The sequence below is a fragment of the Actinopolyspora xinjiangensis genome, from assembly GCF_900104475.1.
GTDB classification, from domain to species: Bacteria; Actinomycetota; Actinomycetes; order Mycobacteriales; family Pseudonocardiaceae; genus Actinopolyspora; species Actinopolyspora xinjiangensis.
This window is the reverse complement of record NZ_FNJR01000001.1, coordinates 333,671-356,150: the sequence shown is the minus strand read 5'-3', so window position 1 is coordinate 356,150 and position 22,480 is coordinate 333,671. Positions and strand designations below refer to the sequence as shown.

17 protein-coding genes are annotated in these 22,480 nt (G+C 69.5%); 7 read left to right on the top strand and 10 right to left on the bottom strand.

The features are described from left to right. The first annotated feature begins 43 nt into the window (after positions 1-43). Together BLQ75_RS01655 and BLQ75_RS01650 are read left to right on the top strand one after the other, a co-directional pair. Positions 44-742 (top strand): ABC transporter ATP-binding protein, encoded by a 699-nt coding sequence (locus BLQ75_RS01655; RefSeq protein ID WP_092597226.1) that lies wholly within the window; start codon positions 44-46, stop codon positions 740-742. Beyond that, entirely contained in the window at positions 735-3,332 is a 2,598-nt protein-coding gene (locus BLQ75_RS01650) for an ABC transporter permease (protein ID WP_244515158.1), read from the top strand. Before BLQ75_RS01655 ends, BLQ75_RS01650 begins: the two co-directional genes overlap by 8 nt. A 355-nt stretch (positions 3,333-3,687) precedes the next feature. Here BLQ75_RS01650 and BLQ75_RS01645 read toward each other — a convergent pair whose 3' ends face one another. The 4 genes from BLQ75_RS01645 to BLQ75_RS01630 all read right to left on the bottom strand — a co-directional run bounded on the left by BLQ75_RS01645 (position 3,688) and on the right by BLQ75_RS01630 (position 8,832). Continuing rightward, positions 3,688-3,981, bottom strand: a complete 294-nt coding sequence (locus BLQ75_RS01645) for a DUF2218 domain-containing protein (RefSeq protein WP_092596613.1) — start codon at positions 3,979-3,981, stop codon at positions 3,688-3,690. A 218-nt stretch (positions 3,982-4,199) separates the two neighbouring features. Further along, a complete protein-coding gene (locus BLQ75_RS01640) occupies positions 4,200-6,170 on the bottom strand; it encodes a bifunctional copper resistance protein CopD/cytochrome c oxidase assembly protein (protein WP_092596610.1) in 1,971 nt (656 codons plus the stop codon). Between the two features lie 208 nt (positions 6,171-6,378). Then, on the bottom strand, positions 6,379-7,401 hold the full coding sequence (locus tag BLQ75_RS01635; RefSeq protein ID WP_244515157.1) for a cytochrome c oxidase assembly protein: 1,023 nt from the start codon (positions 7,399-7,401) through the stop codon (positions 6,379-6,381). Positions 7,402-7,689: 288 nt separating this feature from the next. After that, on the bottom strand, positions 7,690-8,832 hold the full coding sequence (locus tag BLQ75_RS01630; RefSeq protein WP_092597216.1) for a citrate synthase 2: 1,143 nt from the start codon (positions 8,830-8,832) through the stop codon (positions 7,690-7,692). Positions 8,833-9,279: 447 nt separating this feature from the next. Between BLQ75_RS01630 and pdxH the strand changes: the two genes are divergently transcribed. Both pdxH and BLQ75_RS01620 read left to right on the top strand, forming a co-directional pair. After that, positions 9,280-9,933, top strand: coding sequence for a pyridoxamine 5'-phosphate oxidase (gene pdxH / locus BLQ75_RS01625; RefSeq protein WP_092596607.1), 654 nt, complete (start codon positions 9,280-9,282; stop codon positions 9,931-9,933). Positions 9,934-10,110: 177 nt separating this feature from the next. Next, positions 10,111-11,040: an aldose 1-epimerase family protein gene (locus BLQ75_RS01620; protein WP_092596604.1), complete on the top strand. Its 930-nt coding sequence runs from the start codon at positions 10,111-10,113 to the stop codon at positions 11,038-11,040. An 87-nt stretch (positions 11,041-11,127) separates the two neighbouring features. Here the strand turns inward: BLQ75_RS01620 and BLQ75_RS01615 are convergent, their stop codons facing one another. Continuing rightward, positions 11,128-12,264, bottom strand: coding sequence for an acyl-CoA dehydrogenase family protein (locus tag BLQ75_RS01615; protein WP_092596602.1), 1,137 nt, complete (start codon positions 12,262-12,264; stop codon positions 11,128-11,130). 167 nt (positions 12,265-12,431) lie between these two features. On the opposite strand from BLQ75_RS01615, the gene BLQ75_RS01610 reads away from it, so the two are divergent. The 3 genes from BLQ75_RS01610 (at position 12,432) to BLQ75_RS01600 (ending at position 16,388) form a co-directional block, all read left to right on the top strand. Then, complete coding sequence (locus tag BLQ75_RS01610) at positions 12,432-13,106, top strand: TetR/AcrR family transcriptional regulator (RefSeq protein WP_092596599.1); 675 nt, start codon at positions 12,432-12,434, stop codon at positions 13,104-13,106. Beyond that, a complete protein-coding gene (locus tag BLQ75_RS01605) occupies positions 13,103-14,047 on the top strand; it encodes a carbohydrate kinase family protein (protein WP_092596596.1) in 945 nt (314 codons plus the stop codon). The genes BLQ75_RS01610 and BLQ75_RS01605 overlap by 4 nt, the downstream gene beginning before the upstream one ends. A gap of 1,036 nt (positions 14,048-15,083) precedes the next feature. After that, positions 15,084-16,388, top strand: coding sequence for a citrate synthase (locus BLQ75_RS01600; RefSeq protein ID WP_092596594.1), 1,305 nt, complete (start codon positions 15,084-15,086; stop codon positions 16,386-16,388). Positions 16,389-16,592: 204 nt separating this feature from the next. Here the strand turns inward: BLQ75_RS01600 and BLQ75_RS01595 are convergent, their stop codons facing one another. From BLQ75_RS01595 to BLQ75_RS01575, 5 genes are all read right to left on the bottom strand, one after another. Beyond that, on the bottom strand, positions 16,593-17,855 hold the full coding sequence (locus BLQ75_RS01595) for an ABC transporter permease (RefSeq protein WP_092596591.1): 1,263 nt from the start codon (positions 17,853-17,855) through the stop codon (positions 16,593-16,595). Beyond that, positions 17,852-18,763: an ABC transporter ATP-binding protein gene (locus BLQ75_RS01590; protein WP_092597213.1), complete on the bottom strand. Its 912-nt coding sequence runs from the start codon at positions 18,761-18,763 to the stop codon at positions 17,852-17,854. The genes BLQ75_RS01595 and BLQ75_RS01590 overlap by 4 nt, the downstream gene beginning before the upstream one ends. A gap of 317 nt (positions 18,764-19,080) precedes the next feature. After that, positions 19,081-20,682, bottom strand: a complete 1,602-nt coding sequence (locus BLQ75_RS01585; protein WP_092596588.1) for an FAD-dependent oxidoreductase — start codon at positions 20,680-20,682, stop codon at positions 19,081-19,083. A 112-nt stretch (positions 20,683-20,794) separates the two neighbouring features. Beyond that, the gene (locus BLQ75_RS01580; RefSeq protein ID WP_092596585.1) at positions 20,795-21,823 is read right to left on the bottom strand and encodes an NADP-dependent oxidoreductase; all 1,029 of its coding nucleotides are present in this window, start codon (positions 21,821-21,823) and stop codon (positions 20,795-20,797) included. Between the two features lie 176 nt (positions 21,824-21,999). Next, entirely contained in the window at positions 22,000-22,434 is a 435-nt protein-coding gene (locus tag BLQ75_RS01575) for an NUDIX hydrolase (RefSeq protein WP_092596582.1), read from the bottom strand. Positions 22,435-22,480: the final 46 nt, after the last annotated feature.

The window sequence follows — 22,480 nt, the reverse complement described above, 5'->3', positions numbered from 1 at the left end:
ACCGGCCGAGTCCGCGCCGGAGGCCGCCACCAGCGGCTCCGCGCTGGTCAAGGTCTACGGCAGCGGCGAAGCCGGGGTGCGTGCGCTGGACAACGTCGACATCGGCTTCGCCGGTGGCCGGTTCAGCGCGATCATGGGGCCCTCCGGCTCCGGAAAGTCCACCCTGATGCACTGTCTGGCCGGGTTGGACACTCCCACCTCGGGGCGGGTGATGCTGGGCACAACCGACCTGACCGGTCTGTCGGACAAGCAGCTCACCCTCACGCGGCGCGACAGGATCGGTTTCCTGTTCCAGTCGTTCAACCTGCTGCCCACGCTGACGGCCGAGCAGAACATCCTGCTGCCGCTGGAGCTGTCCGGCCGAAAACCGGACCGGCAGTGGTTGAACGAGCTCACCGGGGCGCTGGGCATCGACCAGCGTCTTCGCCACCGGCCCAGCGAGCTCTCCGGCGGGCAGCAGCAGCGGGTAGCGGTGGCCCGCGCCCTGATCACGCGCCCCGAGGTCGTCTTCGCCGACGAGCCGACCGGTGCGCTGGACTCCAAGTCCGGTGCGAACCTGCTGGAGTTCCTGCGCGGGTCGGTTCGCCAGTTCGGCCAGACCGTGGTGATGGTCACCCACGACCCGGTCGCCGCGTCCCACGCGGACAGCGTGGTGCTGCTGGCCGACGGCAACATCGCGGGTCGGATCGACGAGCCCACCCAGGAAGCCGTGCTCGACTCGCTGCGCCGGTTGGGTGGGTGAGAAGGCCGTGCTGCGCAACACCCTGTTACAGCTACGACACAACATCGGACGGCTCTCGGCGGCCGGACTCGCCATCGTGTTGGGAGTCGGTTTCGTCGCCGCCACCCTGGTGTTCACCGGCACCATGCAGTCCTCGATTCGGCACATGGTGGCGGCTCCCAACCTGGCCGCCGACATAGTCGTCACGGACGACACGGCCGGGATCGCGGAGCAGGAGGGTGACGACCAGAGACAGCGACGCCTGCGAAAGGTCCGGAACACCGAGGGCGTCGCCGCGGCCGTGCCCAGGACCGAGAGCTACGCCAACGCCTCCTGGGCGGGCGAACGCTACTCGGTGGAGGTGAACCGGCTTCCCGAACGGGATTCACTGCGCTGGTACGAGCTCGCCGAGGGCAGCTATCCCGGCTCCGCTGACGAGGTGGTACTCAGCCAGCGCGCCGCCGAATCGGCCAACATCTCCCCTGGGGAGACCATCACCCTCCAGCAGCCCCAGTACGTCTCGGCCCGCGAGGGGGAGTCCGAGAAGCCACCAGTGGAGCGCGAGGTCACCGTCTCGGGACTGGTGGACGTCGGGAGCAGCCTGCTCACCGGGGGCAGCCGCGTCACGGTCTTCGCCCCTCAGGAGCTGCTGGACGAGCTCGGAACCATCGACTACCGCGCGATCGACCTGCTGCTGACCGACGGAGCCGATACCTCGGCGGTGCTCGACCGGCTGCGCGACAAGTTCGACACCGGCCAGTACGCCCAGGTCCGAACCGGACAGCAGCAGGCCGAGCGCGCGGTCGAGATGTTCAGCGGCAGCGTGGCCGCCGCGATGAACGCGGTACTGCTACCGTTCGGCGCGATCGCGCTGTTCGTGGCCGGATTCGTCATCGTCAACACCTTCTCGGTGCTGCACGCCCAGCGCAGCAGGCAGTACGCGTTGCTGCGGTGCGTCGGGGCGACCCGGGGACAGATCCGGCGCTCCGCGCTGTTCGAGGCGCTGCTGGTGGGGCTGGTCACCTCGGTGATCGGCACCGTGTTCGGCGTGCTGGTATCTGCCGCGGTGAGCTGGCCGCTGGGGCTGACCGACTCCCCGATCGACTTCGGCTCGCTCGGCATCACCCCGCTGGCGCTGACCGCTCCCGTGGCGGCGGGGCTGCTGGTGACCTTCCTGGCCTCGTTGGCTCCCGCCGCGCGCGCGATGCGGGTCGCGCCGCTGGCCGCGCTGCGTCCAGTCCCGGACGAGCAGTCCTCCCGCCGGATCGGCCGGGTGCGGCTGGTGTCCGCCGTGGTGCTCACCGTGCTGGGCGCCGGGCTGCTGTTGGGCGGTGCCCTGCTCGGCTCGATGGGCATGGCGGTGCCCGGCGGACTCGCGGCCGTGCTGGGAGTGCTGCTGTTCACCCCCACGCTCATCCCGGCGGTGGCCAGAGCGTTCGGGTACCTGCTGCGCTCCTTCGGCCCGACCGGGACGCTCGCCAGCGGCAACGCCGTCCGCAATCCCTACCGGGCCTCCTCCACCAGCACCGCGCTGATGATCGGCGTCGGGCTGATCGTGCTGCTGCTCACCGGCACCGCCAGTGCGCGGCACAGCGCCAACGAGCAGATCGATCAGCGTTACCCGGTGGACGTGAAGGTCGCCGCCGAGGAGCAGGACCAACCGGTGCCCGAAGGGGTGCGGCAGCGCCTCGAGTCCCTGGACGGCACGGCGGTCACCGCCGCCCTGTCCGGCACCAGTTTCGAGATGACGAGATCGGAGGCGAGCACTCCCGAGGGGGCCGACCCGGCGGAGACGCCGACGGTGACGTTCCGTGCGCTGGGGATCGACCCCGCGAAACTCGCCGAGGTGTCCCGGCACGGCGCCGAGGACCTCCGGCCGGGAACCGTGCTGGTGCCCACCAACATCCTCGATTACTGGGGCTGGTCGGAAGGCGACCGCGTCGAACTGCCCATCGGGGACGGTTCGGACACCTTCCGGGTGGCGACCACCAAGCTGCTCCGGTCCGGAATCCTGCTGACCCGTTCCGATCTGGCCGCCACGGGAGCCGAGACCAGCACCACCGAGATCTGGGCCCGTGCCGCCTCCGACACCTACATGCCCGGCTACACCGGCGAGCTGAACTCGTTGGCCGAGGAGAGCGCCTCGACGCCCGTGGACGTCGGGGGAGCGGTGCAGATGCGTGCGCGGTTCACCCAGGTCCTCGACACGCTGTTGCTGATCGTCACCGGTCTGCTGGCGGTCGCGGTCATCATCGCGGTGGTCGGCATCGCCAACACGCTCGGGCTGTCGGTGCTGGAACGCGGCAGGGAGTCCGCGCTGCTGCGCGCACTGGGGCTGACCCGTGGTCAACTGCGGGGGACCCTGGCGCTGGAGGCGGTGCTGCTGGCCGTGGTCGGGACGGTGCTGGGGGCCGTGATCGGAGTGCTGTTCGCCTTCGGCGGGGTGGCGGCGATGTTCGAGAACATAGGGCTGCCGGTCGTGTTCGCCGTGCCCTGGGCGCCACTGCTGCTGGTGCTGCTGTGCGCGGTACCCGCGGGTGTGCTGGCCTCGGTGCTTCCCGCCCGTCGTGCCGCGAAGGCACAGCCGGCCGCCGCCCTCTCCGAGGAATAGATCGGTTCCGCCGTTCGCGTAGCGGGTTCCGTGGCGGAACCTCCGGTGCGGCTCTCGCCGCGGCCAGGCCCGACATCGGGTAGTCACTACACAACGTCGGGCCTTCCTCGCGAGAGCCGCACCGGAGAACCCGCAGCGGTGCCGACTGCGGGGGTGGTCGGGGTTCGGCTTGAGTACCCCACAGGCGCGTCGGTTTCTCGGGCGGTTTCAGGGGGTGGTTGCCACACCGCCGCACGAGGCGGTGATTTCGCGAGAAATCGACGCCCCCGCACCGCCGCCGGGACGCGACCGTGCGGTTCGTAGCGCATGGGACCTCTGGTGTGTGAGGCGGAGGCCAGCTACGCAGCGGGAGAGGTCAACTCCCCTCGGCGTCGGTCCACTGGACCGCGAGCTCGTCGCGGGCTCCGAATCGTTCCAGGTGGGTGCCGACCACCTGCTTGACCCGTTCGATCCCCTCCCGGTCCTCGGCCCGGGCCCGAAGCAACAGGGTCCGGTCCTCGGCGTGCATGTCGCATCTTCCCACGTCGAACTCGACGTGGCCCTTCTCCTCGTCGTGCTCGCTGTCGGCCTTGTGCGCGAAGTGCTTACACAGTTGCGCCAGGTACCGCTGTGGCCGTTCGGTGGCCACTTCCGCCTGTGACGTCAGCATCTCGCCTCTCGATCGATACCGTGTCGGGTAAGGTATGCCTTACCGAACTCACGGTACTCCGAGGTGTGCCGGGAACACGATCACCGGGGGCCGGAACCGCTCGGAGATTCGTGCCACACTGCCCTTCTCGGCCTGTCCGGGGATCGTCGTCGCCGACTCGTCGCCGAGGGCGAGATCCGGCGATCGGGAGGCCGCCGAGCGGGCCGGAGGAGCTCCGCTCAGCTCCTGGTGGACTCCAGGCGCGCGAACATGCCCTCGTAGTCGGCGTCGTCGTCATCTCCCTCTTCGCGGTGCCACTGCCGCAGCAGCACGATCAGCACCAGCAGCATCGGAACCTCGCCGCCGAGCCAGCCGATCAGCGCCCCCGCCTGCTGCGCGGTCATCAGGTCCACCGACCAGGGCAGATCCAGCGTGCGGTAGTAGTTCTCCGCGATCGGCTCGGACATGCTCAGCACCAGTACCCCGAAGAACGCGAGGGCGGGCATCATGCCCAGCGTGACCCCGAGCCTCGCCAGCTGCGGTACCCGGCGGGGAGTGCGGTCGACACCGAGGACCGACCAGAACCACAGCCAGCCGCTCCCCAGGAAATAGACGTTCATGATCGTGTGCGCCCAGTGCTCCTGCATGACCAGCTGGAACAGGCCGGTCGGGTACAGCGCGTAGAGCGAGCCCACCAGCAGCAGCGAGGCCAACACGGGGTGGCTCAGCCACCGCGCGACCGGGGAGTCCACCACCCCCAGCAGCCACTCCCGAGGGCCGTACGGCTCACCCCGCCCGGCGCGGGGGAGTGCCCGCAGGCACAGGTTCACCGGTGTTCCCAGCACCAGCAGGGCCGGACCCAGCATGTTCAGCAGCAGGTGCGCCGTCATGTGCACCCCGAAAGTGGCGGGGGCGTAGCTTCCCACCCCGGAGGAGGTGGCCACCAGCAGGACCAGACACCCGGCCAGCCAGCTCACGGTGCGCCCCACCGGCCAGCGCTGCCCGTGCGCGCGCAGCCTGCGGACCCCCAGCGCGTACAGCATCGCCAGCACCACGGCAGCCGTGCCGAGCAGCAGGTCGAACCGCCACTGGGTGACCAGCTGCCAGGCGTTCGGGAAGTCGGGCAGGTTGTAGCCGATGAGCAGGTCGGATGCGGTGGCGTCCCGGTCGAGCAGGTTGGGTGGCGGCACGTGGGCCATGCCCATCGAGATCCCCAGCGTCACCAGCAGCAGCGCCAGTTCCGCACCGGCCAGCCGCAGCATTCCCCGGAACCGATCCGGGGCCGAACGGGTGACCCGGCGCCGCAGCGGCACCGAGACGAGTCCCACCAGCAGCAGGAGCCCCACCTTGTACAGCACCAGTGAGCCGTACTCGCCCAGCCACCGTCCCGGCGGTACCAGCACCAGCGAGCCGATCACCCCGGAAACCGCGAGCACCACCCAGCACGTCGCCGCGAGTCTCCGGTAGCGGCGTGCCACGATCTCCGGGTTCGAGCCGCGTCTGCGGGCGTGGGCGATCACGGCGAACAGCGTGCCCAGCCACAGCGCCGCGGCCACCACGTGGAAGCTCATGGCGTCGGAGGCGAAGTCGTGCCCGCCGTTGGTGGCGGCGTGCCCGACCAGTACCGGTGGCAGCAGGGCCAGCCCGGCCAGCACGGTGAGGGCGAGGGTGGTGCGCCAGCGCAGCGTCGATCGGCAGGCTACCCCCAGCACCAGCGCGAGCGACGCGGAGAGCAGCCACGCCTTCGGCGCGTCCAGTGCTCGCAACAGCCCGAGCCAGCCGTCGAGGGTGAGGCCGTCGGTGACCGCTTGTCCCGCCGAGTCGGCCGCGTCGAACACGCTCAGCAGCAGTCCCGCCGCGCCCCACAGCCAGGCGGCGGTTCCCGCCGTCCGGAGCGCGGCGTAGCCGTCGGGGGAGACCATCCCACCGCGCTGCGGGACGGTGAACAACGCCGCGAACACCAGTCCGCCCAGGCAACCGGCCCCGGCGAGGTCGAAGACCAGTCGCAGCAGGTTGACGCCGAGTTTGGTCGGCGCCCCCGGGTCGGGGTAGCCGAGCACCGCGTAGACGTCGCTTCCCGCGCCGAGCACCAGCACGACCGTCAACGCCACGGCGAGAGCCGTCCCCACCAGCCCCCAGGGCCTCACCCCGGGGACGCCCGGTGGGGCGCCGTCTTCCGCTCGGTTGCTCGTCGGTGCGGGATCGGACATGGATCGACCTCGTGATCGGGGTGGTCGCGGAATTCGCGGGCGGAGGCGCTCGCGGTGGGCCGCAGCTGTTTCCGCTGGGCAGCATAGGGCTTCGCGGAACCGGGCCGGGGACCCGGTGGGGGCTGTCCACCTGAGGTGGGGATTCCGGCGACCGGGAGGTTCCCGCCCCGGGAGCTGGGTGGCCGGAGCGGGCCGAGTGCGGTCACGCCTACCGGCCGCTCCGCCGGTGCTCCCCGTCCTGGCGGGCCAGCCGGGCGAGCATCGCGTTGTATGCCTGCCTGGCCCGCTCGTCCTCGTCCACGTCCTCGGCAGCCCGCAGGTTCCGGACGGCCGACTCGGCCTCGCTGTCGGTCTCGGCCAGCGCGCTGCGCCTGGCGGACTCCAGCCAGTTGCCGAACCCCGCTTCCGAGCCCTTGGCGCGCATCCACTGCTTGACCAGCACCAGCGCGAACACGGCCATCAGGGCGTCACCGAAGAACCACATGATCCCGCCGCCGAGCCGCTGGTCGGCCAGCACGGTCAGCGTGCCGTCGTCGATCCACCAGTCGCGCATCATCCCGTAGGCCGGGAACAGCGGGTCGTCGGCCATCATCAGGATCACGCCGATACCGGTGTCCGGCCCCATCCCCATCAGGGAGCTGAACACCCGCAGCGGGTAGGGGAAGCGCTGCCAGCGGGTTGGTTCCCTGCCCAGCAGCGGCAGGAAGGTCAGGTAGCCGGTGACCAGGTACAGCACGCTCTCGGCGTGGTGCAGCCAGGGGTTCAGCAGCATGACCTGCATGAACGGTGTGAGGTGGGTGGCGACCAGCACCACCGAGTACAGCACCATGGTCCACGCCGGATGGGTGAGGATGCCGACCGTGCGTCCCCGCAGGACGCGTTCGACGCGGCCCGACCCGTCCAGCTCGGACCACAGCCGCAGCGGTTTCCCGTAGACCAGCAGGGCGGGAACCAGCATGATCAGCATCAGGTGCTGCACCATGTGCATGGTGAACAGCGCGTGGCTGTAGACCGCGACGAAGCTGTTCATCGCCACGAACAGGCTCACCAGACCGGACGCGAACAGCCAGCTCCGGTGGGCTGGCCAGCTCCGTTCCGGCCGCTCGCGCCGGAGCCGTACCACCCCTGCCGCGTAGGCGGCCCCCAGCAACACGATCAGCAGGTTCCACCAGAGCGCGAACTTCCAGCTCAGTAGCGCGCTGGTGAGTGTCAGCTCTTCGACGTGGTGCACACGGACACTCTCCCGCATCGGTTCGGCGGGGTCGCGGAGGCCGCGCCCGGATCGTGTTCCGGGCCACGCCCCGCCCGGTTTGTCCGGTCGCGCGATGGGGGAGGTACGTGCGGCTTCGCCGTTCCCGGCCTCGGAGGTGGGCTCACGCGGCGGTGCCGACCGGGCGTGCTCGTCACGGGAGGCCCGAGGTGGCGCGGTACCCACACCTGATGTCGGGCCTCCCTGGGCGGGAGCGGCTGGGAGGTCGGCTTCGCGTGGAACTCGCGGGAACCGGGCCGACCGGATCTCTCAGACCGAGGCCAGTGGTGAGACGGTGTCCCACCCCTCGATCTCGTGCGGCTGGCGCGCCCCCGGGCCGACGTAGCGGGCGGACGGGCGGACCAGCCGTCCGGTTCGCTTCTGCTCCAGGATGTGGGCCGACCATCCCGCCAGCCGCGCGCAGGTGAACATCGCGGGCATCATCGGTGTCGGCACCTGGGCGAAGTCCAGGATCACCGCCGCCCAGAATTCCACGTTGGTGGCGATCTGCCGGTCGGGACGCCGTTCCGCGAGCACCGAGAGCGCCGCCTGCTCCAGTTCCGAGGCGACCTCGAACCTGGGCGAGCCCAGCTGTTTGCAGGTCTCGCGCAGCACCCTGGCGCGCGGGTCCTCGGCGCGGTAGACGCGGTGCCCGAAGCCCATGAGCCGATCGCCGCGGTCGAGGATCGACTCGACCACCGCGCGTGCGTCGCCACGCCGCTCGACCTCTTCGATCATCGGCAGCACCCGGGCGGGCGCGCCCCCGTGCAGTGGTCCGGACATGGCGCCCACCGCCCCGGAGAGGCTGGCGGCGGCGTCGGCCCCGGTGGAGGCGATCACCCGCGCGGTGAACGTCGAGGCGTTCAGCCCGTGCTCGGCGGCCGAGACCCAGTAGGCGTCCAGCGCTTTCACGTGCGCAGGGTCGGGGTCACCGCGCCAGCAGGTCAGGAAGCGTTCGGCGACCGTGGAGCACTTGTCCAGCTCGGAGCGCGGTACGGCCGGCAGTTCCTCGCCCCGGGCGGACTGCGCCGCGTAGGACAGTGCCAGTTCCGAGGCGAGGGCCAGTTGGGCGCGGGCCCGCTCCTCGTCCACATCGAGCAGTGGGGCGAACTGGTTCGTCGGAGCGACCATCGCCAGTGCGGACTGCATGTCGACGCGCACGTCGCCGTTGCGCACGGGGAGGCGGTCGTCGCCCGCCGCGCCGAGGCCGTTCCCGAAACGGCCGTCCACCAACAGCGCCCATACGTCGCCGAAGGAGATCCGGCCCGCGAGTTGCTCGATGTCCACCCCGCGGTAGCGCAGGGCTCCGCCGTCCCGGTCGGGTTCGGCGATCTCGGTCTCGAAGGCCACCACGCCTTCCAAGCCGGGGCTGACAGTGGGCTGCGTGGCTTCGTTGCTGGCTGAGTTCGGCATCGTCGCCTCGTCTCCTTCGTCGCCGGTTTTGCCGCGAACCCGTACCGGGTCGCGGTGGGGACGTGGCGGGGTGTGGCACACGGTCGCGGGAACACGGCCGATGTCGTAGCGGTAACAGTGCACCCCCACGGTGCGGAATGGCAATCGTTGCGGCCGGTAATCGGCGTGTGATGAAAAAGATCACATCGCGGGGGAGTCCGGTCGTCGTCGCTGATGGGCCGTTCGGGGGTGGGTTCCCGCCGCGAAGACCTGCTGAATCGATTACGAGATCGATCGGGGACCGACTGCGGTTCGGCGCCGGTTCGATTTCCGTTTACCGTCGATCGGGGAGTCGCTTCGCCCGGCGCGCGGGCGTCGTGGGTATCGCGCACCATTGCGGTTCAGGGCAAGCACGTTTCGACCCAGCGGTGGCGTCGCTTGAGACGTCGGTCTAGTCAGGAGGAATGGATGTCGCAGGCAAAGGCCACGTTGTCCGGGATGCGCGTGTCCTACGACGCCGAACCGTTCCAGGAGTCGCTGCTGGCCGACACCTGGCACGAGCAGCTGCGGCGGTGGTTCGACGAAGCCGTGCAGGCAGAGGTGGCCGAGCCGAACGCGATGGTGCTGGCCACGGCCGACGCCACGGGGATGCCCTCCTCCCGCACGGTGCTGTGCAAGGGGTTCGACGAGCGCGGCCTGGTGTTCTTCACCAACTACACCTCGGCCAAGAGCCACGATCTCGGCTCCACCCGGGTGGCCGCCGCGACCTTCCCCTGGCTGGCGCTGCAGCGCCAGGTGAACGTGCGCGGCACGGTGGAGAAGGTCAAGCAGGAGGAGACCGCGGAGTACTGGGCTCACCGGCCCCGGGGTTCCCAGCTCGGTGCCTGGGCGTCGCCGCAGTCCAGCGTGGTGTCCGGGCGTTCCGCGCTGGAGTCCAAGCTGGCCGGGATCGAGCGCCGGTTCGCCGACTCCGAGCGGGTGCCGGTGCCTCCGCACTGGGGCGGCTGGCGCATCAGGCCGGAGTACGTGGAGTTCTGGCAGGGGCGCCCGGACAGGCTGCACGATCGGCTGCGTTTCTGCCGGGAGGACGGCGCCTGGAAGGTGCGGCGACTGGCGCCCTGACGTCGAGTCCCGTCGTGGCGGGCAGCGGCGGGTGAGCGTGGGACCGCCGCTCCCACGGTGTGGCGCCGATCCCCGCCGCCTGCCCGGCGAAGCCCCGGACACCGGCCGCGCGGCCCGGTGTGTCGAAAGTGACACTACGGTTAACGGGGAAGATTACCTACGGCATACAGTGGTCGTGTGAGCGAACACATCCCGGCGACAGGTCACCAGTTCGAGATCGTTCACGGTGGTGCGCGAGCGGTAATCACCGAGGTCGGCGCCGGGCTGCGGGTCTTCGAGGTCGACGGCGTTGCCTACAGCGAGACCTACGAGGCGGACCGGCTGCCGCCCGCCGGCGCCGGAGCCGTGCTGGTGCCGTGGCCGAACCGTGTCGCCGACGGCCACTGGAGTCTGGAGGGCGAGCCGCAGCAGCTCGCGCTGACCGAGCCGAATCGCCACAACGCCATCCACGGCCTGCTGCGGCACACTCCCTGGACGGTCGGGGAGCACACTCAGGCGACCGTGGTGCTGCACGCGATGATCCCGGTCCAGCCCGGCTGGCCGGTTCCGCTGTTGACCTCGGTGGAGTACTCGGTGGACGAGCACGGGCTGACCGTGCGGCACGCCGTGGAGAACCTCGGTTCGCGTCCCGTGCCGTTCGGGCTGGGCGTGCATCCCTATCCGCGTGCGGGCAACGCCGACACCGACGAGTGCACGCTGCGGTTGTCGGCCTCCAGCGTGCTTCCGATCGACCCGGAGCGGATGCTGCCCGACCGGCCACCGCGCAGGCTGGAGGGCGACGAGCAGGACCTCCGGGTGGGCAGGAAACTCGCAGGAGTGTGGCTGGACACCGCGTTCGGCGGGGCCGCACCGCTGCCGGACGACCCGGCGGGGCTGGTGCGGCACTCGGTGACCGACTCCTCGGGGCACGGGGTGGAGCTGTGGGCCGATCCGGCGTTCGGCTGGGTGCAGGTCTACACGCCGGGTGACTTCCCGGGCAGGGGCAGGGCGGTGGCGGTGGAGCCGATGACCTGCCCGCCCGACGCGCTGAACTCGGGCACCGACCTGGTCGTGCTGGATGAGGGGCAGACCTGGTCGGGACGCTGGGGGCTTCGGCCTCTCGGCTGAGCTGGGGGGATTCCATATCGGAGCCGCCTCTCCCGGCGGGTGCCCGCCCGGTTCGCTCCCGGAGGAAAGCCCCCATTTCCAGGGGGCTCACGCCCCGGCGAGGTCACGCCCGATCACCATCCGCTGTATCTGGTTGGTGCCCTCGAAGATCTGCAGCACCTTGGCCTCACGCATGTAGCGCTCGACGGGGAAGTCGGTGGTGTAGCCCGCTCCGCCCAGCACCTGCACCGCGTCGGTGGTCACCTTCATGGCCGCGTCGGTCGCGACCAGCTTGGCCACCGAGGCCTGCCTGCCGAAGGCCAGTCCCGCGTCCCGCCGTCGTGCCGCGTCCAGATAGGTGGCCCGCGCCGAGTGCACCGCCGCCTCCATGTCGGCGATCATGAACTCCAGACCCTGGAACCGGATGATCGACCGGCCGAACTGGGTGCGCTGCCGCGCGTATTCCAGTGCCTGGTCGAGGGCGGCCTGTGCCAGCCCCACGGCGCAGGCGGCGATGCCCAGCCTTCCGGAGTCGAGTGCTCGCAGCGCGATGCGCAGCCCGTTGCCCTCACCGCCGATGAGCCGTTCCGCGGCGACCGGCGCGCCGTCGAGGACGAGCTCGGTGGTGGGTGATCCCGTCAGCCCCATCTTGTGTTCCGGGCTCGCGGCCACCAGACCGGGAGTGTTCCCGTCCACCAGCAGACAGCTGATCTCGTCCTCCGAGGTTCTGGCCATCAGGGTGTAGAAGTCGGCCACACCCCCGTGGGTGATCCAGCACTTGGTGCCGGTGACCGCGTACCCCGCCCCGTTCCGCTCGGCGCGGGTTCGCAGCGCTCCCGCGTCCGAACCGGCCTGCGGCTCCGACAGCGCGTAGGCGCCGAGGGTGTGCCCGCCCAGCATCTCACCGAGCCAGCGTTCGCGTTGGGCGTCGGTGCCGAATTCGACCAGCGGATAGCAGGACATGGTGTGCACCGACAGGCCGACCCCCACGGTCATCCAGGCGCTGCTGATCTCCTCGAGCACCTGCAGGTAGGTCTCGTAGGGCTGGTTCGCGCCGCCGTGGGCCTCGGGGTACGGCAGGCTCAGCAGCCCGGCCTCGCCCAGCAGTTCGAACTTCTCGTGGGGGAAGTTCCCGGTCTCCTCGGCCCGCGCCGCCTCCGGCGCCAGTTCGTTCCGGGCGATGTCCTTCGTGAGGTTGAGCAGGTCGGTTGCCTCGGTGGTGGCGAGTATTCGTTCGACTGGCATCAAAGACCCCGGTTGTCGCGCCTTACGGTACTCTGTGGAGTACTCAAGGACTGGATATAGTACTGTTGATGGCGTATCGTACGCATCCGCGACACCGAGCGAAACCGGTTCCGAGTAGCGCCCTCCCGAGCACCGGTTCACCCGCTCGGTTGTGGCAACCTCGAACGATGAGCGATTTCCGTCCGGCCGAAGGCGTCGGAGAACCACGCGGCACCGCGTCGAAGTCGGCCGTGCGCGCCCGCCGGGCGGAGCTGCTGGACCGGTTGTGCGATCTCTTCCTGGCCGAGGGGTTCGCGCACTTCACGCTGGACGAGCTGGCCGGACGCATGCACTGCTCGAAGTCCACTCTCTACACGCTGGCACCGAGCAAGGAACAGCTCGCCGTGCGCGTGGTGGGGTACTTCTTCAAACGTTCCACCGCCAACATGGAGCGGCGGGTCGCCGAGTACACCGATCCGCGCTCGCGCATGCGCACCTACCTCAAGGCCGCCGCGGCCGAACTCGCCCCGGCTAGTCGGCGGTTCATCAGCGACATGGCCGAAAACCCGGCCACCAGGGCCAGTTATGAGGCCAACGCCAGGGCGGCCGCCGACCGGATTCGCCGGGACGTGCACGAAGGGGTACGGGCCGGTGTCTTCCGCGAGGTCGACGCCGCCCTGGTGGCCGAGATGGTCGGGCTGACGATCTCGGCCATCCAGCGTGGCGAGATCACCGAGCGGACCGGTCTCTCCGACGCGGCCGCCTTCGACGCGCTCTCGGAATTCCTGGTGGGAGGGCTGTCGGCCTCGAAGGCCGAGGAGCCGGTGCGCGGCACCGGCGAGCAGTCTACGGAGGAAAGTTGATCCTGATCTGTGGTGAGGCCCTGGTCGATCTCGTTCCGGGGGAGGCTCGGGAGGGTGAACTCGCGCCGCTGTATCCCCGGCTCGGGGGCGGTCCCTACAACGTCGCCATCGCCCTGGGCAGGTTGTCGACCCCGGTCGGCATGTTCACCCGGCTCTCCGGTGACCGGTTCGGGGTGAGGCTGCTGGAGCGGCTGCACGAGGCGGGAGTGGACACCACCGAGGTACAGGTGGGTCCGGAACCGACCACGCTCGCCGTGGTGGAACTGGACGAGCGGGGAGCGGCTCGTTACGGCTTCCACACCGAGGGAACCGCGACCCCGCTGGTCGAGGAACCGGGCGAGCTGTCCCCGGAGGTCGAGGCGCTGTGCTTCGGCACCCTGGCCATGGTTCTGGAGCCGGGGGCCTCGGTTCACGAGCGGGTGTTGTTCCGGGAGTCCGAGCGGGGACGGTTCACCGCCCTCGACCCGAACATCCGCGCGGATCTGATCGGGGACCCGGCCGCCTACCGCCGTCGTTTCCACGACTGGCTTCCCGCCGTCGATCTGCTGAAGCTGTCGGTGGAGGACGCGGCCTGGCTGGCGGGGTCGGAGCCCGCCACCGAGTCGCCGGAGCTGTTCGAGGCACTGCGGAACTGGCTCGGTCGCGGTCCGGCGGCGGTGGTGCTGACCAGAGGCTCCGACGGAATCGCTGTGCTGACCGGTGACGGTGGGATGGTCGAGGTGGAAGCCGCCGAGGTGCCGGTGGTGGACACGATCGGCGCGGGTGACACCATCCAGGCCGCTCTGCTGTGCTGGTTGCGGCGGTCGGGGGCGCTGTCGGACGGGGCCGTGCGAACTCTCTCGGAGGAGGACTGGCGTGCCGCGCTGTCCTTCGCGGCAGCGGCGGCGGGTGTCACGGTCTCCCGCCAGGGGGCCGAACCGCCCTACGCCTCCGAGCTCTGAACCTCTACCTACCCGACGTCGCGCCTCCCTCGCGAGAGCCGTGCGAGAGGTTCCGTCGAGCGGTCACCTCGACAACCGGACCGGAAAGTTTCGCCCGCGGACGTGAAAGAGGGGCGCCCCTGGGAGCCGGGGCGCCCCTCACTCACCTGTGGAACCGGCACAGCCACCGCTGGCTCGCCGGTCGTCTACGGGAGTCCTCGTTTCAGAGCACGTCGATGTTTACGAGGAGGTCGATCAGCGACTGAATAATGACCACGTCGATATTCCTTTGCTCAATTTGGCGATTGATTTTCATGTTGCGGCCGCGACAACGAAGTTAGTGGTGTCTCGCGGGTTTGTCTGTCACACGGAAGTGCAAACTGATCACTACTTAGTGTGCACCGGAGGTGCGCAGGGTAATCATGAAACACTTTAGTGAAAGTTATTCAGAGGTTGCCCCGTGAGGAGTGGTTACTGTTCGTGTTGATTTCCTCCCCGATTTTCGGGGTGACGAGGGGCGCGTTTCCGGGTGGAGGTCCGTGAGGCGGTCGAGTGTGTCGGTTGCGGTGCGTCGAAGCAGCTCCAACACCCGAAAGAGTGAAGATCCACTCGAACGAGTGAGTGTGGTTGCGAGGCCAAGAAATTGTGACTTGTGACACTTGTTGGTGAGGGCGATCGAGTGGCCGAGGTCGATCGCCGTGTCCACCCGTCCGTTCCGCCCGTGTCGTACTGTCGGGCAACACTCTCCCGATGGAAGCGCGCTCCGCTGTGACCTCGGCAACTCCCGTCGTTCCGTGCGTGATTCGTCGGGGGAGGCAACGGGTGTGATCGTGGTCCCACCTTCCCGTTTCAGCTGACACTGTTGCTGCGTGAGAGGGCTTCCGCGGTCTAGCGTGACTACTGACAGGACCCCAACGGGGTGGTGCTGCGGCGGTTCGGATTGATCCCGGCCAGCGTGTGCGCTCGATCGGGAACGGGTGACCCCGACGCCTCGGGTGTCGGACGTATCGCTGGTCGGCGGCAGTACCCCCCAGACTGAGCGCGAGAGGTTCGGAGAATGCCCGACGACGCGACCGCCAACCGCACCGTCGCGCTGCGCTACGACGCCGGCGAGCACGAGATGGGCGTGACCGCTCCCACCGAGGGAACGCCCGGTGTCAATTTGGACAAGTTGATGGCCAAAACCGGTTTGGTGACGCTCGATCCGGGCTTCGTCAACACCGCGGCCTGCGAATCCGACATCACCTACATCGACGGTGGTGCGGGAATTCTGCGGTACCGGGGCTACCCCATCGAGGAGCTCGCCGCGAAGTCCAACTTCGTCGAGGTCAGCTACCTGCTGATCTACGGCGAACTGCCCACCGCGCAGCAGTACGAGGAGTTCGCGGACCGAGTTCGCAGGCACACGCTGCTGCACGAGGACCTGCGTAAGTTCTTCGACGGCTTCCCCCGCGATGCCCACCCCATGCCGGTGCTCTCCTCGGCGGTTTCGGCGCTGTCCACCTTCTACCAGGACAGCCTCAACCCCTTCGACCGGAACCAGGTCGAGCTGTCCACCCACCGGCTGCTCGCCAAGCTGCCGACGATCGCGGCCTACGCCTACAAGAAGTCCGTCGGACAGCCCTTCCTCTACCCGGACAACTCGCTCGGGCTGGTGGAGAACTTCTTGCGGATGACGTTCGGTTTCCCCGCGGAGCCCTACGAGGTCGATCCGACCATGGCTCGCGCGCTGGACCTGCTGTTCATCCTGCACGCCGATCACGAGCAGAACTGCTCCACCTCGACCGTGCGGATGGTCGGTTCCTCCGAGGCGAACCTGTTCGCCAGCATCTCCGCGGGGATCAACGCCCTGTTCGGCCCGCTGCACGGCGGTGCGAACAGTGCGGTGCTGGACATGCTGGAAGGAATTCACGCCGACGGCGGCGACGTCGACTCCTTCGTGAACCGGGTGAAGAACAAGGAGCCCGGTGTCAAGCTCATGGGATTCGGGCACCGGGTCTACAAGAACTACGACCCCCGCGCGCGGATCATCAAAAAGACCGCCGACGAGGTGCTGGAGAAGCTGGGGTCCGACGATCCCCTGCTGGACATCGCGCTCAAGCTCGAGGAGCGCGCGCTTTCCGACGACTACTTCATCGAGCGCAACCTCTACCCGAACGTGGACTTCTACACGGGCCTGATCTACAAGGCCATGGGCTTTCCCACGAAGTTCTTCACCGTGCTGTTCGCCCTCGGGCGGTTGCCGGGTTGGATCGCCCACTGGCGCGAGATGCTGGACGATCCGGCCCGCAAGATCAGCCGTCCGCGTCAGGTCTACACCGGACAGGCCCAGCGCTCCTACGTGCCGATGGACCAGCGCTGAATCCTTCTCGGAACCGTTGTGCCCCAGGACGAGGTGGGCGGGCCGTCCCGGAAGCTCTCCGGGGCGGCCCGCTGCTCTTCGCCGCCGTCCACGAGGGCGCTCCCCGGGCGCGGCACCACCGGCGCGCCCGCGAGGTCGGCTGCCCGGAGTGGAAGCCCCCCGCCCCGGTCACCCCGCCGGGACGACCGGGGCGGAGGACTCCGGTCAGGACGCCCGCAGCGCGTCCTTGAACCTGACCCTGGCCCCGGTGCGCAGCACCGCGTTCGAGTAGATCCGTCCGCCCAGCCAGAGCACCACCGCGCTCGCCGCGAGCGAGAGCAACACGGACAGCACCCCCTGCCACAGCGGCACACCACCGAGCGCGAGCCGCATCGGCATCAGCATGGGGGAGAAGCCCGGAATCATCGACAGCACCGTCCCGACGGTGCCGTCGGGGTTGTTCGGCAGTACCGACACCCCGACCACGAACGGCACGATCAGCAGCATGATCACCGGGGTTATCACGCTCTGCAGGTCCTCCTGTCTGGAGACCAGTGAGGAAGCCGCCGCGAGCATCGTGGCGTAGAGCGTGAAGCCCAGCAGGAACCACAGCGCCGCCCAACCGAGCAGTCCCGCCACGGTGAAGGTGGGCAGGGTCAGCACCGCCGCGCCGGTGGCCGCACCGAGCCCGACAATCCCGAGCACCGCGAGCTGGATCAGTCCGGTCAGCCCGATCCCGACGATCTTCCCGGCCATCAGCTCGGTGCTGCGGATCGTCGAGAGCAGCACCTCCACGACCCTGCTGGACTTCTCCTCCACGACACCCTGCGCGATCATCTGTCCCGTCATGATCAGGAACATGTACAGCAGGAACGTCGAGATCATCGCGATGAACAGCCGCTGCGCCTTCTCGGCTCCGGGCGTTCCGGCCATCGGTTCCCCGGCGGCGTCCGGTGATGAGCCCATCGAGATGATCGCCACCTCGCCCTGTCCGGCCCGATCACGCACCGCCTCGGGTTCCAGGCCCGATTCCGACATCTCGGCGTCGAGCTGGTTGTTGTAGGTGATCGTGGTAAGCGCTCTTTCCAGGTGCGGGAAGACGTGCTGTTCCACGAACAGCTTCGGAGCGGTGGGGGTTCCCGCGACCACTCCGTCGAGCTCTCCCTCGTGCACCAGGGTCTTGCCCGTCTCGGTGTCGGCGACCTCCCTGACCGCGATGGCCGGTTCGTCAACTCCGGCATCCCGCTCCAGGGGGCCGGTGAGTCCGGCGGCGGAGGGCGTGACCCCGATCCGGGTGGTCTCTTCCGAGGGGGTGAGCGGGCCGCTGCCGTCGTCCCCCGCCGAAGAGATCGCGAAGGACATCACCACCGGCAACGCCAGCACCAGCAGCGCCATGAACAGCGTTCCCAGCAGGAACGCCCGAGTCCGCACCCTGGCCCGCAGCTCGCGCCGGGCGACCAGCCACACGGTGTGCAGTGTCGGTTTCACTCGTCGGTCTCCTCGGTTACGACGTCGCGGAACAGCTCGGTCAGGCTCGGGCGTTCCCTGCTGAATTCGTGCACCGGCCCGGTCGCCAGCGCGGCGCGCAGCACCCGCTGGTCGTCGGCGGTGTCGTCGAGCCGCAGCGCGGTGCGCCCGTTCTCGCGGCTCTCCACGGTCACGCCGGGAAGTCCCTCCGCCCAGTCGGCGGGTGCCTCGGGCGCGTGCACGGTCAGCCGTGTCGGACCGCTGGAGCGCAGTTCCTCGACGGTGCCGTCGGCGACCATGCTGCCGCGCCGCACGATGCCCACCCGGTCGCACAGCCGCTGCACCAGCTCCAGCTGGTGGCTGGAGAACACCACCGGTACGCCCTGGTCGCGCATCTCACGCAGTACGGTGCTCATCACCTCGACCGCCACGGGGTCCAGCCCCGAGAACGGCTCGTCGAGGATTAGCACCGAGGGGTCGTGCACCAGCGCGGCGGCGAGCTGGACCCGCTGCTGGTTTCCCAGGCTGAGCTTCTGCAACTGGTCCTCGCGTCGTTCGGCCAGCCCCAGCCGTTCGGTCCACCGGTTCGCGGATCGGACGGCGTCCGCGCGCGGCAGCCCGTGCAACTCACCGAGGTACTGGAGCTGCTCCGAGACCTTCATCTTCGGGTAGAGGCCGCGTTCCTCCGGCATGTAGCCGATCCGGCTGCGGGTAGTCCGGTCCACCGGTGCGCCGTCGTAGCGGACCTCTCCCGAGTCGGCGGCGAGCACTCCCAGCGCGATCCGCATGGTGGTGGTCTTCCCGGCGCCGTTGCTGCCGACGAACCCCAGCATCTCACCGCCGTGTACGGTGAGTGACATCTCGTCGAGGGCAACGACGTCCCCGTAGCGTTTGGAGACTCGGTCGATCTCCAGCGCGCCTTCGGGCACGGAATACTCCTTCGGTTGTCGTTCACGACGGTCTTTCGCGTCGTCCGTGGCGCGTGTCGTGGGCGCGAGCCGCCCGCGCGGTGCCGCTCGGACGTGGTCGCGCACCACACGTGAGCTCACTTCGGTTTTTCACCCTATCGGTGGTAGCGCGGTGGTTGGGAGATTTTCGGTCACGGACTCTCGGACCGGGCGACGCCGAGGCCGGTTCCGCGCGAGATCGTCGTCCGGCGCGGTCGCCGAAGCGGGTTTCCTCGGAGTAAGGGATCCGGTGGATTCCGGTGGCCGGGAGCGGGGAAGGGTTCGGCCGGACGAGGCGTTCAGTGGTACACGCCCCGCAGGGCACGGGTCACCACGTCGGCCACGGGGGGCAGCGCCGCCGCGCGTGACTCGGGGCCCAGCCCCGGAGGCATCCGGCGGTCCAGGACGTCGGCCGCGTTCATCGCCCCCTCGTGCCGTACCGCCCACACCACTTCGGCGACGCTGGTCGACAGTCCCGGGGCGACCGGTTCCGCCAACGCCGGGTCGAGCTCGGTCATCGCGGACACGCGTTCGGCCTCGGTGCCGTAGCGGTCGATCAGCCGTTGCTCCACTTCGGCTTCGGCGAGCCTTCCTCGGGACGCCGCTCCCACGAGCGGAGTGGTCGCGGTGCGACTGCCGCCCGCACGCAGCCCGCACCCCCGTACGGCCACGTCCACGGCCTCGGCGGCAGCCGTGCGGTACGGCGCGAGACGTCCTCGAACCACACTGATCACGCCTGCTGGTGAGGTGTGCACGTGGTGTTCCCGGCCTCGGCGGTCCGGGCGCGCTTCCCGGTCGTCGCTTCGACGAGCCGTCCGCCGGGGCAGCGCGTGTGAGACCACGTGGGGCTCCAGTGGGGGCTCCCGGCGTGCGTTCCGGCCGAGTACGCGGGAGGCGGCCTCCAGCAGGTCGTTCTCCTCGGCCCTGCCCGTTGCCTGTAGCTCCGGGAGTTCCGGCGGGGTGCCGGTGAGCTCCACCTCGCCCGCTGTGAGCAGCGACCGGCCGTCGGGCTGCGGCACGCACCGCACCGTTGCCCAGGCTCGCCCGGCCGGTACGGTGACCACCCCGGTCGCGTCGAGCCCCAGCCGTCCGGTCTCCAGCACCGCTCCCGGGATGCGCAGCGTGTTCAGCAGCAGCCCGTCCACCAGTTCCGCCGCCCGGAGTCCGGTCGCGTTGATCACGGCGCGGGCTCTGACGCGGATCTCGGTGTCCGCGAGCCGGTCCACCACGTCCGCGCCGTCGCGGTGCAGCCGTGTCGCGCGAACCCTGGTGAGTACCCGCGCCCCGAACCCGGCGGCCGTCCGGGCCAACGCCACCACCAGCCTGGCCTCGTCGGCCAGCTGGGTGCCGAAGCTCAGCAGACCACCGCGCGGGCCGGGTGAGGGGAGGCCGGGAGCCAGGGCCCGCGCCTCCGCCGCCGGGATCCGGCGGGCAGTGGGGAGCACTGTCGTGGGAGTGCCCGCCGCCAGGCGCATCGCGCTCTCGGCGGCCAGGCGCGCTCGCATCGCGAGCTCCGTGCCGCGTGGCACGCCGCTGTCCAGCGGCAGGAGCAGCGGCAACGTGCGTACCAGGTGCGGGGCGGTGGTGTTCGACAACGTCTCGCACTCCACCGCGTCGCGGCGTGCTCGGGCGAGCTCCAGCGGGCCGTTGTCCCGGGGAAGGCCACCCGGCAGGACGTCGGACCGCCGTGGTGTGCGGCCGGCGAGGTCCTCGGCCTCCACCAGCGCGACCGAGAGACCGCGAGCGGCCGCGTCGAGGGCGGTAGCGGTGCCGGTGACCCCGCCGCCCACGACCAGCACATCAGGGCGTACCCCGCCAGCCAGCTCCGCGAGCTCGGCGTCGCGCCTGGCCGCGTGCAGCGAGGTGGCACGCGGTGGGGTGCCTGCCGGGTGACTGGTCATGCTCCCGTCAGCTTTCGTTCCGGCGGTCCGACGACTCGACGTCTTCGGCCCGTGACGAGAGCTCGCGGGGATTCGCCGCGCGAGCAACTCGTCGTGGGTGAACGAACCCGGTTCAGATGTTGACGATCATCTTCCCGGTGTTGTCCCCGCGCAGCACCCCGAGAAACGCCTCGGGAGCGTTGCGCAGCCCGTCCACGGTGGTCTCCTCGTAGCGCAACTTGCCTTCGCGCACCAGCGGGGCGACGTGTTCGAAGAACTCCCGCTTGAGATGGCCGTTGTCGTTGACGATGAATCCGCGCATGGTCAGCCGCTTGGTCACGAAGTGGGCCATGTTGCGCGGGCCCGGCTGCGCCTCGGTGACGTTGTACTGCGAGATAGCGCCACATGCGGCGATGCGGCCGAAGTCGTTCATCGCCGCGATGGCGGCCTCCAGGTGGTCACCGCCGACATTGTCGAAGTACACGTCGATCCCGTCGGGAGCGGCCGTGCGCAGCTGCTCTGCCACCGGGGCGTCCTTGTAGTTGAACGCGGCGTCGAACCCGAGCTCCTCGGTGAGGTGACGGACCTTGTCGGCCGAACCGGCGCTGCCGATCACGCGCTTGGCGCCGTTCAGCTTGGCCAGTTGGCCCACGATCGAGCCCACGGCCCCGGCAGCGCCGGAGACGAAGACGGTGTCGCCCGCCTGGAACTCGGCCTTGTCCATCAACCCGACGTAGGCCGTCATCCCGGGCATGCCGAGCACGCTGAGGTAGGTGCTCGGCGGCGCCTCGTCGGGCACCGCCGTGGCCTGCGACTCGTTCACCACGGCGTACTCCCGCCAGCCGAGGCTGTGCAGCACGAGTTGGCCGGTGGTGAACTTCTCCGAGTCGCTGACGACGACCTCGCCGACGGCTCCGCCGTCCATCGGCTCGCCGACCTCGAAGGGGGCGACGTAGGATTTGGCGGCGCTCATTCGGCCCCGCATGTAGGGGTCGACGCTCATCACCTTGTTGCGCACCAGAATCTGTCCCGGTCCCGGCTGCGCCACGGGGGCTTCGGCGATCTCGAAGTTGTCGTGGGTGGGCCAGCCCTGGGGGCGGGAGGCCAGCCGGATTTCTACGCCCGTGCTCGGTACGGATGAGTCGCTCACGAGAACCTCCATATGCGGAACTGGTTAGTATCGTAATTTTACCCGTCTTGCCGAGGTGTCGCCATGTGGCGCGCTCGGCGCACCCCGATCGTACCGACCGGTCGGTCTGGCTCGGATCGGTCGGCCCGACGGAGCGAGGAAGAGTCCGCCGATGTGGAAGCGGTGGTCCCGGGAAGCGGCTCGACCGGTCAGCTCGGCAGCGACCGGGTCACGGTCACGCCGTCGTGGTTGCGGACAGCCGGGCGCTCGGCGAAGGCGTCCGAGACGCGTACCGCGTAGACCTCGCCCATGCGGCGCAGGGCGTCGGGGAGTTCGACCCACTCGGCGTCGGCGCTCTCGTCGGTGGGGTGCGGTGTTCCCGACAGCGGGCGGCAGCGGAAAACGAGAGTGACGACTCCACGGGAGAGGTTCTTGTAAGTGCCGGTGAGACGTTCGACCGCGATCGCCACACCGGTCTCCTCGAGAACTTCTCGCTCCACCCCGTCCTCGAAGGTCTCACCCAGTTCGAGAACACCACCCGGTGCCTCCCAGCGGCCGTTGTCGCGGCGTCGGATCAGCAGAACCCGCTCGTCGTCGACCACGACCCCCGCCACGCTGACGGAGTGTTTCGGCGTGTCCGACACTGTGGCCTCCGAAGAGTAGTTGACATGAGGGGTATCACAGGAGTTC